Here is a 16,458-nt window from a genome sequence, read left to right on the forward strand (position 1 = left end):
GATGGTAGATGACAGATTTTGATTGTACTGTCTTATATCTACTATCTAATGTCTATCGTCTAAAATCTATTGTCTATTGTCTTCTCATCAAAATGCCTTTCCATCCAGCTTATTGTTCTTGCGGTCCATGTCGGGCAGCAATTTATCGGGGTCAACAACTACTTCGCGGAGGCGGCTGGTGGTGTGCACGCCAAAGGTATGCGTGCCGCCGCGTTGCCATACTTCCACCGGCAGGTTGATGCGTTGTTCTTTGCCGTTGCTTTCTTTTACCAAAACCGTTACCGGCATCACCATCTGGCCCACATTTTCCAAAGTAATATTGGCGCCGTTCTCCGGTTTGCCTTCTTCGTAGGCTACTGTTTTCAAAGCAATGTCCAGCGATGCATTGGTAAACACCCAGCTGCGCCAAAACCAGCCCAACTCTTCACCGGCGACGTTTTCCATAGTGCGGAAAAAATCAAACGGCGTAGGATGCTTGTAGGCCCAGCGCCGGATGTATTCGCGGAAAGCGGCATCAAAACGTTCGGGGCCCAGCACCGCATTGCGCAGCGTACTGAGCATCACCGCAGGTTTTTCGTACGCCACCATGCCAATGGCCTCCTGCTGCGCCACATCGGGGGTAGTAAACAGCGGATCCAGGTTTTTGCTAAAAAGATATTTGTTCAACTCACCGCGGAAATAAGAAAAGCCGGCAAACTCACCTTTGTTGAATGCCTTTGTAGAAAGCCCGTTGATGAACGTGTTGAAACCTTCATCCATCCAGGCATATTTACGTTCGTTGGTGCCCACAATCATGGGGAACCAAATGTGTCCAAACTCGTGGTCGGTAACGCCCCACAGGTCGGCGCCGCTGCTTTCATACGAGCAAAACACGATGCCCGGGTATTCCATGCCACCCACAATGCCCGCCACATTTACGGCTACACCATACGGATACTCGTACCACATTTTGGAGTAATGTTCAATGGATGCTTTTACAAACTCGGTGCTGCGCTGCCAGCCATTGCGCCGAATACTTTCCGCAGGGTAAGCACTCATGGCCAGGGCTTTTTTACCCGATGGCAAATTGATGCGTGCAGCATCCCACACAAACGCTTTGGACGCAGCCCATGCAGCATCGCGTGTATTTTCGACGCGGAAGCGCCAGGTAGTGTTGCCGCCAGCCGGCCGCGATGAGCGGTCGGTTACTTCCCGCTCGGTGCGGAGCATTACGGTTTTATCGCTGTTGCGGGCTTCCTGCAAGCGGTTTAGCTGTACCGGCGTCAGCGCTTCTTTTTCATTGATCAATTCGCCGGAGCCTACTACAATCAGTTCGGAGGGTGCGGTTACGCTGTATTCAATAGTGCCGTATTCTAGGAAAAACTCGCCAGCACCTATGTACGGCAGCGTGTTCCAGCCCTGGATGTCGTCGTATACACACATGCGGGGAAACCATTGCGCCACTTCGTACACGGTGCCGTTCTTGGTATCGAGCCGGCCCATGCGGTCGGTGCCATATTGCGGCACTACAAACTCGTAGCCAATTACCAGCTTTGCCTTTTTGCCACTGCCTTTCAACACTTCATCCAGCCACACCTGCATGCGGGTGTCGGTGATGTTGTATTTGGGCGTAAACTTTTTGCCTTCTACTTCGGCCGTGATGGATTTGATCACCTGACCGTCGGTGTAATTGGCATTGGCCCAGCGGCCGCCCTGCTGCGTGGTGGTAGCCGATGCACGGGAGTCCTTTTTATAAATATTCTGATCCAGTTGCAGCCACAAAAAGCGCAGTTCGTCGGGGCTGTTGTTGGTATAGGTAAGCGTTACCTCGCCGGATACTTTGTGCTGCTCGGTATTGAGGGTTACGGCAATGTTGTAGTCGGCCACATTTTGCCAGTACGCCGGGCCGGGCTGGCCACTTGCGCTGCGGTACTGGTTGCCGGTATTGGGGTAAAAAATAGGGCTAAATGCTTCGCGGTGGTCATAAGCCTGCTGTGCACCGGCGTTGATGCCTATAACGGCGGCAAACGCCCAGAGAAAAAATTGCTTCATGTGTGGAGTAGTAAACGTATTGGGTAAAGGAACGAAAACCGGTGCAAATGGAATGCAAAGGTTGAGCCCGAGTACGATTGAACCACGGAGACACGAAGGGCACTAAGGTTCACAAAGGATTTTCTTTGTGCTGCTTGGTGTTCTTTGTGTCTCCGTGGTTCAAAAAACCTTTAAGCAAACAAGCTTTCCGCAACAGCCACGCTTTCAGGTTTGCCCACATCAACCAGGGCGCCACCGCTATGATCAAAGGAAATGATCTTATGCGCAGTGGCCAGCGACAGGTACACATCAATCAGCGAAAACTTGCCGGTGTGTTGCATCCAACTAAATATTTCGGGCTGAAACACGGCAATGCCGCTGTATGCTTTTTGGCGCAGTACTTCTTTATGCACCGGCAGCTTTTCGGCGCCGGTGGCCGTGTTACGCCAGCCGCATAGGCGGTCGTCTTCATCAAACAACAGGTACCGCGATGTGCTACGATCGGTTGTTGCCAATGTAACTAATGCGTTTTGCTCCTTGTGGTGTTCGATCATAGCGCCCAGGTCCAGGTTCGTGAGTATATCCACATTAATGGTTACAAACGGTTCGCTGCCCTGCAACAGCGACTGCGCATGCAGCAGGCCGCCGCCGGTTTCCAGTACGTCGTTACGTTCATCCGAAATACAGATGTTGCTGCCCCAGCCACCGGCTTCTGCAACGGCCTGTTCTATCTGGTTGGCAAAATGGTGCACGTTTACCACCACATCACTGATGCCCCACTGTTGCAGGTACGCCACGTTGCGTTGTAACAGGCTTTTGCCATTCACCACGGCCAGTGCCTTGGGGTGTTCGTCGGTCCATGGTTTAAAGCGGGTGCCTAAGCCCGCCGCAAAGATCATTGCCTGCATGTTGTATAAAAATTAGAGGAGTGCAAGATATGGCTTCGCAAAAGGCAAAAGCCCGGCCAGCAGTAAGCATACAACACAAACAGTATTTAAACCGGCTGCCCAATGCCTGTTGCATTACCGGCAGGTGCGCATTACCTTTCCCCTCATGCCTCCAGCCAAAAACATCGCCGAAGTAATTGCCCAACTCGAAGAGATCGTTGCGTGGTGCGTACAGCACCAATCGCGGCAAGGATATTTTGCCGCCCTGTATCACCGCACCACCGTGGCCGTGCAACAAGGCATTAATAAGGGTTTGTTTGCCGATGGCCCACGGATGGATAAGTTGGATACCATTTTTGCCAACTTATACGTGCAGGCATGGCATTGCTACAATCACGGCAAGCCCTGCTCGCAAAGCTGGCAAACCGCCTTTGATGCCTGCAAGCAAAACAATCTGGCCGTTATCCAGCACATGCTGCTGGGTGTAAATACACACATCAACCTGGACCTCGCTATTGCCGCAGCGCAAATGGCGCCGGGCAGCGCTATTGAAGGCATGCATGGAGATTTTGTAAAAATCAACGAAGTGATTGCATCACTGGTAGGCACCATGTACGACCGCTTGTGCCGCATATGGTTGCCGCTGCGCATGCTGGGGCGCATCACACAAAACAGCCACGAAGCCGTGGTTAATTTCAGTATTGTAAAGGCAAGGGAAGCATCCTGGGCCAATGCGCTGCTGCTGGCTTATGCCGGCGACAATGCAGCACGGGATCAGTGTATTGATGTTATTGACCACACGGTTACCAAGGTGGCAGGCGGCATCATCTGGCCGGGCCGCTACACGTCATTTTTATTAAAAACAGTGCAATGGATGGAGCCCAAACAACCCGGCGATATCATTCAATTGTTGCAGGCAAATTGATGCAGCTATAACAAGCGGAAGTTATTGCGTTAGGCTATTAAAAACCGGCCGTTGCATCGTATGTTTTTAGATCTATCAAAATGTGTTTGTAGCTGTATCCAATACTCCATGCAAAAAGGCTTGTTACAGCAAAACTTATCTTTGCCCCCAAACACCATTTCTTTTTCACCCAAAACAAAACCAAATGAACAGGCTGCTCCTGATCCTGATGCTGATGTGCTCCACCGCAATTTTTGCCCAGGATTCCACCGTAAAAAGGCTGCGCGACGAAACATCAAAAGCCGTAAAACGATTTGAACAGGACACGGTAGAACAAAAGTGGAAACGCGGCCTCACCTACAACCTGGCCGTAACGCAGGGTTCGCTCAACAACTGGGCTGCCGGCGGCGACGATTTCAGCCTCTCAGCCACATCGGTACTCAACATGTTTGCGTTTTACAAAAGGGGCCGCAACAGTTGGGACAACATACTTGATTTTAATTTGGGCTATGTAAAAACCTCTTCGCTGGGCGAACGCAAAAACGACGACCGCCTGGACTTTTTATCGAAATACGGTTACTCGGTTTCCGATAAATGGAGCATCGGCGGGTTGTTCAACTTCCGGTCGCAACTGTTCAATGGCTACACGTTCAACACCGACGATGATCCTACCCTTTCCTCCGCGTTTTTATCGCCGGCTTATATCACCGTCAGCCTCGGTGCCGATTTTAAACCTGCCCCCAACCTGTCCATTTTTATTTCGCCCATCACCTCGCGTTGGGTAGTGGTGCGCAACGACTCGCTTTCGGCAAAAGGCCTGTACGGCGTGGACCCGGGCAAGACTTCAAACTTAGAGCTGGGTGCTTTTTTGACGGCCAATTATATTAAAGAGTTGAGCAAATCGGTTTCTTACCGCGGCCGTCTCGACCTATTTTCCAACTATCGCCACAACCCGAAAAACGTAGACCTGTTTATGACCAATGTGTGGGCACTAAAGCTGACCAATGTACTTTCGTTTACCTGGAATCTTGACCTTATTTACGATGACGATGTACGCCTATTTGGCTCCGAAAGCAATACGCCGGCGCTGCAGGTAAAGTCGCTGTTTGGTGCCGGCCTACTGATCAAAACAAGCAATATCAAAGCGCCTAGATAAGGTGCAGCCGTGTAGCCAGCACCCGGCGAAAGCAGTGCCATAAGAGGCTGCATCTAACTTTCAATGCAGAACTGTCGACTATTCTCGTAGTTTTGCGCCCTATTTTCGCAATATGAAGATTCATAAGGAAGGGTTCAACAGCATCATTGTAGCAGTAATTGTATTTGCCATTATCAATGTGCTGGCCTTTTATTTTCTGGCCTCTTTTTCAACGGTACTGGGCTGGCTGATTTTTGTGGCCACCTTCGTGCTGCTGCTGTTTATTGTTTCGTTTTTCCGCATTCCCAAACGCGATCATCACCAGGGGGAAGCCTCAATTGTGGCGCCTTGCGATGGCACCGTGGTGGTGATTGAAGAAGTGGAGCCCGATGAATATTTTAAAGAAAAACGCCTGCAGCTTTCCATATTTATGAGCCCGCTGAACGTGCATGTAAACCGCAACCCGGTGAGCGGCGAAGTGCTGTACAGCCAATACCATAAGGGCAAATACCTGGTGGCCTGGCATCCTAAATCTTCGACCGACAACGAACGCCACTCGGTGGTGTACCGCAGCGGCAACCGTGAAGTGCTGGTAAAACAAATTGCCGGTGCGCTGGCCAAGCGTATTGTAAACTACCTGAAGCCCGGCGATGTGGTGGAGCAAGGCAGCGAAATGGGCTTTATCAAGTTTGGCTCAAGGGTAGACCTGCTGCTGCCGCTGGACACCAATATTACCGTAAAGCTCAACCAGAAGGTGCAGGGGGGCGTAACCGTTTTGGGTACGTGGTAAACAGGAGGCCGCTATTTGTGGTAACTTGTTGAAAACACCCAGCCATGAAAAAGTTTGTACTGTTTGCAGCAGCAGGACTGCTCACAACCGCCTCCATTGTGTATGCATCGGTGAATGGCAACAAGAAAGAAGCAACGGCTAAAAAGGAAGTACAAAAAGAAGTAAAAAAAGGAAACTGCAACGGGATGTATAAAAAATCCAAATGCAGCAGATATGCCTAAAAAGACAAAGCCTCCGGATGGAGGCTTTTTTGTGAGAACAGATGAACAAGGAACAGACGAATACCGAAGTCAAATGACGGATGATGAATTATTAATTATTGGGTGCTTGTGGTGCGGCGAACTATTGCAGCACGAAAGTATTGGGCGTAGCCCAAACCCGTTGGTAGCAACACAATCAACATCATTTTAATTTGCCGTTGATCGTAGATCAACCCTGTAAGTGGGATGGTTATTCGCAAAGCAAAACGGTGCACGGGTTTGGGCTACGCCCAGAATGATATATTCAATTTCTTATTGCTACCAACAGGTGTGGGCTATGCCCACATTTTTATTTTATTTATAGCTGCCTTCGCTTTGAAGTATGGGATTGCGCCATTATTGAACTACGTCACCAAATCATTACTCATCATTCCGCATTCATAATTCCCAAACCATTGGCTGTTCCAATTCGACATTCGTCATTCCTTATTCCTTGTTCGTTATTCTTCCCCAACTTCTTCTGTTCCTTGTTCATCTGTTCGACATTTTACAAGATCCTTTCCAGCTCTTCCAAATGAAAAATGGTATAGGTAGCCACAGGGTCTTTTTCTTGCGAAATATGATTGACATATACACTATCCATACCCACCGATGCAGCCCCCGCAATATCGATATCTGGGCCGTCGCCAATCATCAGGCTTTCGGCAACAAGGGCGCCGGCCTTGCTCATGGCGTAATGAAAAATTTCCGGCCGGGGTTTCAAACTATTGGAACCTTCGGATGTGATGACATGCTGAAAAAAAGAGGTGAGGCCGCAATTGTGCAACTTACCCAATTGCACTTCTTCAAACCCGTTGGTGATGATGTGCATGGTGTAGCCTTTGGCTTTAAGATAATGCAGCACCTCCACCGTGTGCGGAAACAACAGGGTGCGGGTAGGCAGCATTTGCAAAAACAACTTGCTCATTTCCCTTGCCAGCACTTCATCTGCAATTTTAAAATCGAGCAGCGACAGCCACATGCGTTTCAGGCGCAGTTCATCCTGTTTTATTTTTCCAAGACGGTATTTGTTCCACAGCGTTTCGTTGTGGACCAGGTAATTCTTATAAAAAGCCTCAAAATCGTGCACGCCTTTATCGTGTAGTTGCAGCTCGTGGTGCAGGTGTTCCAGCGTGGCACGGGCATTGGCGTCAAAATCCCAAAGGGTATGATCCAGGTCGAAGAACAAGTGGCGGTACTTCATGGGCCGCAAGTTAAGGAGAGTTGGCAGTGTGGAGTTGATAGTTGGTAGTTGGTGGTTGGCAGGAAAATAATTTTGATAACTACATTTTTCTACAACCAGTAGAAACAACATACTATAAACTCCGACTACAGACTCTCGACTCTTAACTCCCAACTGTTAACTCCCAACTACTACCTCCCAACTACTACCTCCTCACGCCACCCGCCTTCCCTTTATCTTTGCCCACATGAACATTGTGATCACTGGTGCATCGCGTGGGTTGGGCCGGGCCATTGCCGAAGCTTTTGCGCAGGACAAGCAAGGCCACACGCTGATTCTTACGGCACGCAACAAAGAATACTTGGAAACTTTTTCCCGTGAGTTGCAGGGTCGCTTTCCACGTACCCGCATTTTGGCGCAAGCCGCCGACCTGGCCGATAAAGAAGCAACGGTGGCGCTGGGCCAATGGATACTGCACCGGGTGCCGCAGATCGATGTGCTGGTAAATAATGCGGGCTCGTTCGTGCCCGGCAATGTGGGTGATGAACCCGATGGTGCATTGGAGCACATGATGGCAGTAAACCTGTACAGTGCTTACCATCTTACCCGAACGCTGCTGCCCTCCATGAAGGCAGCCCGGAGCGGGCATATTTTCAATATGTGTTCCATTGCTTCGCTAAAGGCTTACCCTAACGGTGGGGCTTATAGCATTTCCAAATTTGCGTTGCTGGGGTTTTCTAAAAACCTGCGGGAAGAATTAAAAGAGCATGGCATTAAAGTAACGGCTGTAATGCCCGGCGCCGTGTATACCGACTCTTGGGCCGGCAGCGATGTGCCGCAAAGCCGCATCATGGAAGCAAAAGACATTGCCTTGCTGGTGTACCAGGCAGCGCATCTTTCACCGCAGGCTACTGTGGAGGAGATTGTGGTGCGGCCGCAGTTGGGTGATTTGTAGATTCCGTTTTTACTAAATGCGGATTTGTAATTACAGTGTTTGCAAATAGCATGAACTTTTTGTTTTGAATATTGAAGCCACAAGGACTACAATCCTTGTGGCTTTTTTGTTTCGCTGATTTATGCTTTTAAATTCAGGTGCGGGTTCTTGCCTTTGTCATGCTGAGCACAGCAAAGCATCTGAAAGTTGCAGAGAACTCGAATGTGGCAAGTTCAGATCCTTCCTTCGTCAGGATGACAGGGCAAGAGTGTGATTGGTGGAGAAAGAGCATTACTAATTGAGTGTGTATTTATAGCGGACCAGTAGGAAACCATACACAAACAGTGTCTGTCATGCCGAACTTGTTTCGGCATCTCCTTGTGCTTTTGTAAACTCCGCGAGAAGAAGGAGATGCCAACATGCGTCGGCATGACATGACCCTAAAGAGAACAGCTTACTACAGGTGCATAGATAAAAGCCGAATAACAATACAGAACGTACAAGTGTGCGACGCAACAGGTGCAGCATAGCAATACTACAGCTGGTTACAAAAAAAGATTCCATCTCTTGAAGAGATGGAATCTTTCAATATTATAAGAGGCCTACGCCTCACCAGCGAATAGGTAAATACTTACTCCGTGTACTTATACCCCACGCCCCTCACCGAGTGAAAATATTTGGGGTTGCGGCTGTCCGACTCGAAGTATTTGCGGAAGTTGAGGATGAAATTATCGATGGTGCGGGTGGTGGGATAAACGTTGTAACCCCACACCGATTGCAGGATCTTTTCGCGGGGCACCACTTCGTTTTTGTTTTCGATGAGCAGCTTCAGCAGCATAGCCTCTTTCTTGCTCAACTGCAGCTTTTCGCCGCTGGCCGTTTGGGCTTCCTGCGCTTTAAAATCGATGGTATTGCCGCCAAACGAATACGTGTCGCCAACGCTGGATTTTTCCTGGATCTTTTTGTTTTTGTTGATCAGTTTTTGAATGCGCAACATCAGCTCTTCCAGGTCGAAGGGCTTGGTGAGGTAATCGTCGGCACCGCGTTTCAGCCCCAATACCTTATCTGCCGAAGTGCTTTTGGCGCTTAAGATGAGGATGGGCACTTCGTTGTTGGTAAGCCGTATGTTTTGCGTGGCCGAAATGCCGTCCATTTCGGGCAGCATCACATCCATGATGATGAGGTCGAAATATTCGTTGTGCACCGCCTTCATGGCAGCGGCGCCGTCAAACGCCGATGTTACTTCGTAGCCTTCCAGTTCCAGGTTCATCTTCAAGGTTTCGTGCAGGTTTTCTTCGTCTTCTACCAGCAGTATGGAGTATTGCTTTTGTTCCATTGATTGGGCTTTATTAAACCACTAAGACTCGAAGAGCACAAAGGAACACGAAGAATGTACTTGGTGAAACTTGGTGTTCTTTGTGTCTTAGTGGTTCAAACTTATTTTAAAACTGAACTATAAAAATACTGCCTGTGGGCACACCATCCGCAATGCGGATTTGGGCGCCGTGGTCCTGCGCTATTTTGCGGCACAACCACAGGCCCAGGCCAGTGCCTTTGGCCTTGCGGGTTTGCTCGTTGCCAATGCGGTAAAACTTTTCAAACACATGGCTTTTTTCTGCCTCAGGTATGCCTTCGCCTTCATCGATCACTTGTAGCTGTGCACCGGCGGCAGTGCTATCGAGTTGTACTTCAATGGCGCTGACCTTTGGCGAGTACTTGTGCGCATTTTCGAGCAGGTTGCTCACCAGCAGGTTCAGCAGCACGGCGTCGCCGTTGATGGTTACGTTTTCCTGCAGTTGCTTGGCCACCTGGCGGTCGGGGTAGCGGGCCTGGAAGCCGCTGACCACTTCCGAAACCAAGGCCGAAAAATCAACAGGCTCGTGCTGCATTTTATATGCATTGGCTTCAAGTTGCGACGACAATAAAATGTTGTTGATTAAGGTATCGAGGCGCAGGTTTTCCTGAAGCGTCATGCGCAGCAGCCGCGACCGTTTGTCTTCGGGCAACTGGTGCTTTTGCATGGTTTCGAGGTTGAGGCGGGAAACAGCGATGGGCGTTTTTAGTTCGTGGGTAACGGCCATCATAAAGTTTTGCTGCTGTTGCTGCAATCGAAACTGCCGCTGCACGGAACGGTAAATAAATGCGGCGCCAAATACGATCAGTCCAAAAAACGTAACGCCTTCGCTTTGGTGCTTCCAGGTATCGCGGCGGGTGCCGTCTTCGATCAGGAACAAACGCCGGTTGTATTCGGCCGGAGCGGTCTGCTGCAACCCTTCGATGGCTGCTTTTTGCAGCACATACATTTCCTGGTTTTGCAGCTCCAGTGAATAATACCACCAATAGAGTGCCGCAAAAATATACAGGAGCAGCACCCAGTAAATGATGGTTACCCGCTGTAGTTTTTTTCTGTGCACATCAGTCATGTAGATTTCTGATTTTGGATTGACGATTGACGATTTCAGGTTAATAGCCAATATTGATAAACTTGGGCTCAACAATCTAAAATCCGAAATCGTAATTCGTCAATCGCCCTATTGTTTCCGCTCAATGCGCAGCCCCACGTTGTAGCTGGCCTGCAGTGGGTCTTCACGCATCAGTTGGGCAATGGTAAAAGTATAGGTGCCGCTCTTTTTAAAATAAAAATCGCCCGACTCCGGCGTCAGGCCAATGCGGTGCTCATACAGATCATCAAGGCCCGAAGCCAGCCAGCCCTTTTCATTGGTGGCCAGCGGCAGTTCGTATTGAACGGAGGATACGGCGCTGCTATCCGGCGCCTGGATGCCGAGGCGCAACCACAGGTTGTTGTAATTGTATTTTTCCGAATGCCGGAAAATAACATATACCCGGTACGGTGTGGCCGTGTCGGTGATGTTGAAAGTAAATTTAGGCTGGTAATTGCCCGCCCACTGGTGGCCCGGTATGGACACCACTTTTTCGTACAGGTTGCCCGTAGTGCACGATAGCAACACCAGGCATATTGCGGCAAAAAAAATAAAGCGCTTGTTCAAGAAGATATTTTTTGCAAAAATGGGAAATATGACCGAAGTCCGGTGTCCGAAGTCCGACGATGAAAACGGTTGATTCTTTCAGAACATTCTTCGGACATCGGACTTCCGTCTTCAGACTCTACATCACATTCAACACCTGCTCCTTTGCTTTTTCCAGTTCGTCTTTCATCAGCACCACTGCTTTTTGAATTTGCGAATCGTAAGCCTTTGAGCCGGTGGTATTTATTTCGCGGCCAATTTCCTGCAGAATGAACGACAACTTCTTGCCTTTCGATTCAGCATTGTCCTCGTTCATTACCGTAATAAAATAATCGCAGTGGTTGTTGAGGCGCACCTGCTCTTCCGAAATATCGATCTTCTCGATGTAATAAATCAACTCCTGCTCCAGTCGGTTGTCGTCGTATGCATCCTTGCCCACTTTTTCTTCCAGCAGCCGGGTCAGGTTCTCGCGGATTTTTGTTTGGCGCAGCGGCGCCAATTCGGTTACCACTGCCTGTTGTTTGCGGATGTTTTCAATGCGCAGTTCCAGGTCGCCTTTCAGGGAGCGGCCTTCATCCAGGCGGTGCTCGTTTAAGTTGGCAATGGCCGTTTGCATCATTTGTTCAAACTGCGACCACTCCGTTTCGGTCAGTGTTTCGCTGGTGGGTGTAATTACTTCGGGCAGCTTTACCAGTGTGCTTAAAATGGTAGATGCATCGAGGTTCAGTTCCTTGGCCAGTTCGGCCAGCGGGTAATAATATGTTTTGGCCAGCCCGGTGTTGATGGTTACGGGTTTCGCGTTGCCTGTTTCCTTTAGGTTGATGCTGCAATCAACCGTGCCCCGGCCCAATCCCTCCGACAGCAACCTGCGTATGTCGAACTCAAAAGGCTTCAGGAATGCGGGCATTTTCAATTGCAGGTCAAACTGCTTTCCGTTGAGCGATTTGATATCGATTAAAAAGGTTTTGTCGCCTACCGATTGCTCTGCACGTCCAAAGCCGGTCATTGATTTTAGCATGTACCTAAGTTTATTTGTGTGGGGTAAAGTTATTCCAAATAAGGTGGATAAATCGGTATTGCAGGTGCTCCGTTTACTGCAAAGAAAAAGCCTCGCTGATGCGAGGCTAATATGTAGATGGGTTAGTAAGTACAGGAATTAAAAAATTCCTAACACAATATTAAAAAGATTTTTTCCGAACTAAAAAAAATTAATGCAGTTTTTATACACATTTTTTTATTTACTGCTGATATGTGCATGCATCATGCACCAGCATAACATCAAACAATGCACAAAGCGGATGATGCAGTTGCAATAATTGAAACGCTTTTACTGCATCAATGGTTGCCTGCCCGCTCTTTTTAAGTGTACAAAATGCGGGCTGCGTACCTTCGCAAAAATTATTGCGTATGCGCTTTGCACAACCTGTGCCCGTAACCCAAATTGCCGCATTGATTGGTGCGCAACTCATCGGCAACACCGAAGGTGCAGCCACCGGCATCAACGAAATACACCGCGTGGAAGCGGGCGACCTTGCATTTGTAGATCACCCGAAATATTACCAGAAATGTATTGAGTCTGCAGCGTCCTTTATCATCATCAACCAGGAGGCGGAGTTCCCGTCCCACAAGGCTTTGCTGTTGGTAGACCAACCTTTTGAAGCATACCTGAAAATCGTCAATCACTATCAACCATTCAGGCCGGTGCAGGCACCTGTAGGCATTGGATCAAGCATTGCACCAGACGCCGTCGTGATGCACGGTGCAGTGATCGGCAACAACGTAACCATTGGTAGCAATTCTGTTATTCATCCCAACGCAGTGATAATGGACCATAGCGTCATTGGCAACAACGTGGTGATACAGGCGGGCACCATCATTGGATCTGACGCTTTTTACTACAATAAAAAAACGGCCCGCCCCGTGCATTATAAAAAAATGCAGAGCTGCGGCCGCGTGGTGATTGAAGATGATGTGGAAATTGGCGCCAACTGCACCATCGATCGCGGTGTAACATCGGACACCATTATTGGTGCCGGCACCCGCATCGATAACCTGGTGCATGTGGGCCACGATGTGGTGATGGGTAAGAACTGTTTGATTGCTGCGCAGGTGGGCATTGCCGGTGCTACTATTTTGGAAGATGAAGTGATCCTTTGGGGACAGGTAGGCGTCAATAAAACCATTACGATTGGTAAAGGTGTAGAGGTGCTGGGACAAAGCGGCATCACCAAATCACTGCCCGCAGGCAACGGGAAATATTTTGGTACTCCCGCCGACCTGGCGATGAACAAAAACCGCGAATCGGTTTGGCTGAAGCGTCTGCCGTTGTTGTGGGATAAGATTATGAAGTAGTGGGGAGAGATGATGGATGATAGATGGTTGTAGGGAGTTGACAGTTGATAGTTGATTGTTGGTAGTAGGCAGACTGGAGTTTTTGGTTGGCGAGTGACGGGTTTGTGGGTTGCAGTGTGTTTTAGTACCAAAATTTAGTGGGCAAATCATAGCATCGTTCAGCAGCGATTCGTCATTGCGAGGCGCGGTAGTGTTATCGTAGCTGGATAAATATGGTGCGCCGAAGCAATCTCCAATTATTCAGTAAGTAAATGAATTACCGTCTTTATTTAAACGATGTTTCATCAAAGTCAACCTCGCATAAAGATCAGTTCAACAAAAAATTGATCGGGCCAACAAAAAGGCGGAACAAAATAAATTGTTCCGCCTTTTTGTTGAAAGTACAGTTGAGCAACTGATACTTGACGTTTTCCTGATCAACGCATTTGCAAAAACGGTAAATGGATAACGTCTAATTTCTAAAACCAGCTTTTATATGTTGGAGATTGCTTCGGCGCACAAGATGCAGCAAACTAAATCACCACCGCCGCGCCTCGCAATGACTTACTGCACTTACACTACTATCAACTATCAACTACCAACTGTCAACTTCCTACCATCATCCACCATCAATCATCCATCATCCTTCCACACCATACCGCTCATTTTTCCACCCTTTATACTCCTGTTCGCGGTGAAACAGCTCCACTTTTACTCCATATTTATTTTTTAAATGCTTGGCCAGTGCGTCGGCGGCATACACGCTGCGGTGTTGTCCGCCGGTGCAACCAAAGCTAACGGTAAGGCTCGTAAAGCCGCGGCGGATATAATCTTCCACCGAAATATCTACAATGTCAAAAACAGAGTTTAAAAAGTCCTGCATGCGGGTTTGGCGTTCCAGGTAATCCATCACCACTTTATCGCGGCCATGCACGGTTTTATATTGCTCGTGGCGACCGGGGTTGTCAATACCGCGACAGTCGAACACAAAGCCGCCACCATTGCCGCAGGTATCTTCGGGCAGGCCTTTTTTATAAGAGAACGAGCCCACCTGCACCACGAGCGGCGTATCCTCGCTGGCCTGTATGGGTGTAAAATGCTCGATCACTTCATCGGCAGTGCACAGGTCCAGTACTTTCCTAAACTCGGCAAGCATGATGCCCAAGCTGTTATGCTCCACAAACCAGCGCAGGTTTTTCAGCGCCAGCGGAATGGAAGTAAGGAAATGCGCTTTACGTTCAAACAAGCCGCGGAAGCCATAAGCACCCAAAACCTGCAGCAGGCGGATCAATACATAACCATTGTACTGGCTTTGAAAAACGGCGCGGTCCAAAGGTTTGCCGATGGTGGCTTCAAATGCGTCCATATAATCCTGCAGCAGGCGGTCTTTCCACTCGTCGGGGAGGTTGGCCTTTGCCTGCCAGATCAGCGAAGCCACATCGTATTGCGGTGCGCCTTTCATGCCGCCCTGGTAGTCGATAAAATGCACCGACCCGTCGGGCTGCACCTGTATATTGCGGCTTTGAAAGTCGCGGAACATAAAGTACTTGTACTCCGTATGTGTGAGGTAGTTGCTCAGCGCCTCAAAATCGTCAATCAGGTTTTGTTTATCATAAGGCTTGCGCAGCGCATCCAGAAAGTAAAATTTAAAATACAGCAGGTCGGCCATGATGGCCTGTTTGCCAAACTCCTTGTTGGTAAGGCAGCGGTCGTAGTCCAACCCATCGTCGCCGGTTACCTGCAGGTGCGCCAGCGCCTTCAGGCTGTTTTTAAACAGCTCATAGGAGGCTTCATTATAGCCTTGCTGCTCCAATACCTCCAGCAGCGAAGTATCGCCTACATCCTGTTGCAGGTACAGGTTTTTTTCGTCGCTTACGGCCAGCACACGGGGCACCGGCAGCCCTTTGGCGGTAAAATGTTCGGAGAAGTAAATAAAGGTTTCGTTTTCCCGCACATTGGGCCCCGAGGTGGCAATCACGGTTTCCCCATCTTCGCCATGCAGGCGAAAATAGCGGCGGTCGCTACCCGATTCCGGCAACACATCCACCTGTTTAGGGGCCTGCCCTTTCCACTGCTGGTACAATTCCGAAATGGCGTCAATCAATTGCTGCATGGCGCAAATGTAGTACTCACAAAGAAAAAGGGTTGAGCTGTTTGCCGCCTGCCGGTATTTTACCCATACCCAACAGGCGTCACCGGCCCAACCCTTAGCGCTATTTTCTTATCAATTAAAACTTCACTGAGAAGCCCAGGTTCAACACCCAGTCGGCAAAGGCGGCATCGCCCTGGCGGAACACGCCGGTTTTGGCAGTAGCCTCTTTATCGGTTACGCTTTGTGTGCGGTTGCGTTCCACCGCAAAGGGTGCAGTCAGGAAAAAGTTCATTTTTTTGACCATGTAATTCACACCGGGCTCCACCGAAACAATGTATCCGGGCCTGCGAAAGCCTTCGCTGCCGCCCACCAGGTCTTTTACCGGGATGCCTTCCAGACGGCCACCCAACAGCACTGATACACCGTTTAATTTGCCCCCCAGGCTATAATTGGCACCCAGCCTTGCCATGTATTGGTCGGGCACGCTCATGATGCTTTCGTTGGCCAGTGATGCGTTGAGTGTTTCGCGGTAGGTACGTACTCCATTTACTTCGCGTGGATTAACCATGTAAAACAACGTGGTGTACAGGCCTGCCCGTTCGTTGAAATTATAAAAGCCATTTAACTCCGTGATCAACGCTGTGCCGCCATCGCCCAATTGAATCGACTGATCCACCGGACGCAGTTCGGGTGTTTTATTCGGGCCAACATTTTGAAAATAATCCTGGTAGTTCTCTTCGCCAGTTGGCAGTTTCAAGCCCAGGCCCAGTTGAATATTTCCTTTTTTACTTTTTGCCGGATCCAGCATCCAGTGGTAGCCCACAATGCGCATATCGCCGAGGCCATAAGAGCCCGAGCGGTGGCGTTCGGCGCGGCCATGCTCGTATAGCGAGGAACGGCTGTTGCCCAGCAGCGGCATGCCCACCACCATCGACCAGCGGTTATTGAACACACGAACCAACGACA

Annotated in this window: 15 protein-coding genes; 6 read left to right on the forward strand and 9 right to left on the reverse strand. The window is 49.3% G+C overall.

Annotation, left to right across the window (positions count from 1 at the left end; genetic code table 11):
• Positions 1–87: 87 nt before the first annotated feature.
• The gene (locus DRJ53_RS19375; protein WP_114237319.1) at positions 88–2,031 is read right to left on the reverse strand and encodes a M1 family metallopeptidase; all 1,944 of its coding nucleotides are present in this window, start codon (positions 2,029–2,031) and stop codon (positions 88–90) included.
• A 170-nt stretch (positions 2,032–2,201) separates the two neighbouring features.
• On the reverse strand, positions 2,202–2,918 hold the full coding sequence (locus DRJ53_RS19380) for a nucleotidyltransferase family protein (RefSeq protein ID WP_114237320.1): 717 nt from the start codon (positions 2,916–2,918) through the stop codon (positions 2,202–2,204).
• Positions 2,919–3,063: 145 nt separating this feature from the next.
• Here DRJ53_RS19380 and DRJ53_RS19385 point away from each other — a divergent pair, with 145 nt between their 5' ends.
• The 4 genes from DRJ53_RS19385 to DRJ53_RS21370 all read left to right on the forward strand — a co-directional run bounded on the left by DRJ53_RS19385 (position 3,064) and on the right by DRJ53_RS21370 (position 5,947).
• Complete coding sequence (locus DRJ53_RS19385) at positions 3,064–3,822, forward strand: DUF5995 family protein (protein ID WP_123893709.1); 759 nt, start codon at positions 3,064–3,066, stop codon at positions 3,820–3,822.
• A gap of 184 nt (positions 3,823–4,006) precedes the next feature.
• Positions 4,007–4,957, forward strand: a complete 951-nt coding sequence (locus DRJ53_RS19390) for a DUF3078 domain-containing protein (protein WP_114237322.1) — start codon at positions 4,007–4,009, stop codon at positions 4,955–4,957.
• A 112-nt stretch (positions 4,958–5,069) separates the two neighbouring features.
• On the forward strand, positions 5,070–5,726 hold the full coding sequence (locus tag DRJ53_RS19395; RefSeq protein WP_114237323.1) for a phosphatidylserine decarboxylase family protein: 657 nt from the start codon (positions 5,070–5,072) through the stop codon (positions 5,724–5,726).
• 44 nt (positions 5,727–5,770) lie between these two features.
• Positions 5,771–5,947 carry a hypothetical protein gene (locus DRJ53_RS21370; protein ID WP_155523231.1) on the forward strand — a complete coding sequence of 59 codons (177 nt, stop codon included), beginning with the start codon at positions 5,771–5,773 and terminating at the stop codon, positions 5,945–5,947.
• A gap of 526 nt (positions 5,948–6,473) precedes the next feature.
• On the opposite strand, the gene DRJ53_RS19405 is transcribed toward DRJ53_RS21370, so the two are convergent.
• Positions 6,474–7,169, reverse strand: coding sequence for a YjjG family noncanonical pyrimidine nucleotidase (locus tag DRJ53_RS19405; RefSeq protein ID WP_114237325.1), 696 nt, complete (start codon positions 7,167–7,169; stop codon positions 6,474–6,476).
• Positions 7,170–7,395: 226 nt separating this feature from the next.
• Here DRJ53_RS19405 and DRJ53_RS19410 point away from each other — a divergent pair, with 226 nt between their 5' ends.
• A complete protein-coding gene (locus DRJ53_RS19410) occupies positions 7,396–8,103 on the forward strand; it encodes an SDR family oxidoreductase (RefSeq protein WP_114237326.1) in 708 nt (235 codons plus the stop codon).
• A 610-nt stretch (positions 8,104–8,713) separates the two neighbouring features.
• On the opposite strand, the gene DRJ53_RS19415 is transcribed toward DRJ53_RS19410, so the two are convergent.
• The 4 genes from DRJ53_RS19415 to DRJ53_RS19430 form a co-directional block, all read right to left on the reverse strand.
• Positions 8,714–9,418, reverse strand: a complete 705-nt coding sequence (locus tag DRJ53_RS19415) for a response regulator transcription factor (RefSeq protein ID WP_114237327.1) — start codon at positions 9,416–9,418, stop codon at positions 8,714–8,716.
• Between the two features lie 106 nt (positions 9,419–9,524).
• On the reverse strand, positions 9,525–10,505 hold the full coding sequence (locus tag DRJ53_RS19420) for a sensor histidine kinase (protein ID WP_114237328.1): 981 nt from the start codon (positions 10,503–10,505) through the stop codon (positions 9,525–9,527).
• A gap of 108 nt (positions 10,506–10,613) precedes the next feature.
• Positions 10,614–11,090 carry a gliding motility lipoprotein GldH gene (locus DRJ53_RS19425; protein ID WP_162303935.1) on the reverse strand — a complete coding sequence of 159 codons (477 nt, stop codon included), beginning with the start codon at positions 11,088–11,090 and terminating at the stop codon, positions 10,614–10,616.
• A 118-nt stretch (positions 11,091–11,208) separates the two neighbouring features.
• Complete coding sequence (locus tag DRJ53_RS19430; protein WP_114237330.1) at positions 11,209–12,087, reverse strand: YicC/YloC family endoribonuclease; 879 nt, start codon at positions 12,085–12,087, stop codon at positions 11,209–11,211.
• Positions 12,088–12,476: 389 nt separating this feature from the next.
• On the opposite strand from DRJ53_RS19430, the gene DRJ53_RS19435 reads away from it, so the two are divergent.
• Positions 12,477–13,421 (forward strand): UDP-3-O-(3-hydroxymyristoyl)glucosamine N-acyltransferase, encoded by a 945-nt coding sequence (locus tag DRJ53_RS19435; protein WP_114237362.1) that lies wholly within the window; start codon positions 12,477–12,479, stop codon positions 13,419–13,421.
• Positions 13,422–14,040: 619 nt separating this feature from the next.
• Here the strand turns inward: DRJ53_RS19435 and DRJ53_RS19440 are convergent.
• Complete coding sequence (locus tag DRJ53_RS19440) at positions 14,041–15,513, reverse strand: RapZ C-terminal domain-containing protein (RefSeq protein WP_114237331.1); 1,473 nt, start codon at positions 15,511–15,513, stop codon at positions 14,041–14,043.
• Between the two features lie 115 nt (positions 15,514–15,628).
• Positions 15,629–16,453 (reverse strand): hypothetical protein, encoded by an 825-nt coding sequence (locus tag DRJ53_RS19445; protein WP_241558634.1) that lies wholly within the window; start codon positions 16,451–16,453, stop codon positions 15,629–15,631.
• Positions 16,454–16,458 lie beyond the last annotated feature (5 nt).

Source organism: Paracnuella aquatica (assembly GCF_003332885.2).
Lineage (GTDB): Bacteria > Bacteroidota > Bacteroidia > Chitinophagales > Chitinophagaceae > Flavisolibacter > Flavisolibacter aquaticus.

Bases quoted from the DNA above. Each gene is read 5' to 3' on its own strand.
- DRJ53_RS19375 (WP_114237319.1), bottom strand. From the start codon at position 2,031: ATGAAGCAATTTTTTCTCTGGGCGTTTGCCGCCGTTATAGGCATCAAC.
- DRJ53_RS19380 (WP_114237320.1), bottom strand. From the start codon at position 2,918: ATGCAGGCAATGATCTTTGCGGCGGGCTTAGGCACCCGCTTTAAACCA.
- DRJ53_RS19385 (WP_123893709.1), top strand. From the start codon at position 3,064: ATGCCTCCAGCCAAAAACATCGCCGAAGTAATTGCCCAACTCGAAGAG.
- DRJ53_RS19390 (WP_114237322.1), top strand. From the start codon at position 4,007: ATGAACAGGCTGCTCCTGATCCTGATGCTGATGTGCTCCACCGCAATT.
- DRJ53_RS19395 (WP_114237323.1), top strand. From the start codon at position 5,070: ATGAAGATTCATAAGGAAGGGTTCAACAGCATCATTGTAGCAGTAATT.
- DRJ53_RS21370 (WP_155523231.1), top strand. From the start codon at position 5,771: ATGAAAAAGTTTGTACTGTTTGCAGCAGCAGGACTGCTCACAACCGCC.
- DRJ53_RS19405 (WP_114237325.1), bottom strand. From the start codon at position 7,169: ATGAAGTACCGCCACTTGTTCTTCGACCTGGATCATACCCTTTGGGAT.
- DRJ53_RS19410 (WP_114237326.1), top strand. From the start codon at position 7,396: ATGAACATTGTGATCACTGGTGCATCGCGTGGGTTGGGCCGGGCCATT.
- DRJ53_RS19415 (WP_114237327.1), bottom strand. From the start codon at position 9,418: ATGGAACAAAAGCAATACTCCATACTGCTGGTAGAAGACGAAGAAAAC.
- DRJ53_RS19420 (WP_114237328.1), bottom strand. From the start codon at position 10,505: ATGACTGATGTGCACAGAAAAAAACTACAGCGGGTAACCATCATTTAC.
- DRJ53_RS19430 (WP_114237330.1), bottom strand. From the start codon at position 12,087: ATGCTAAAATCAATGACCGGCTTTGGACGTGCAGAGCAATCGGTAGGC.
- DRJ53_RS19435 (WP_114237362.1), top strand. From the start codon at position 12,477: ATGCGCTTTGCACAACCTGTGCCCGTAACCCAAATTGCCGCATTGATT.
- DRJ53_RS19440 (WP_114237331.1), bottom strand. From the start codon at position 15,513: ATGCAGCAATTGATTGACGCCATTTCGGAATTGTACCAGCAGTGGAAA.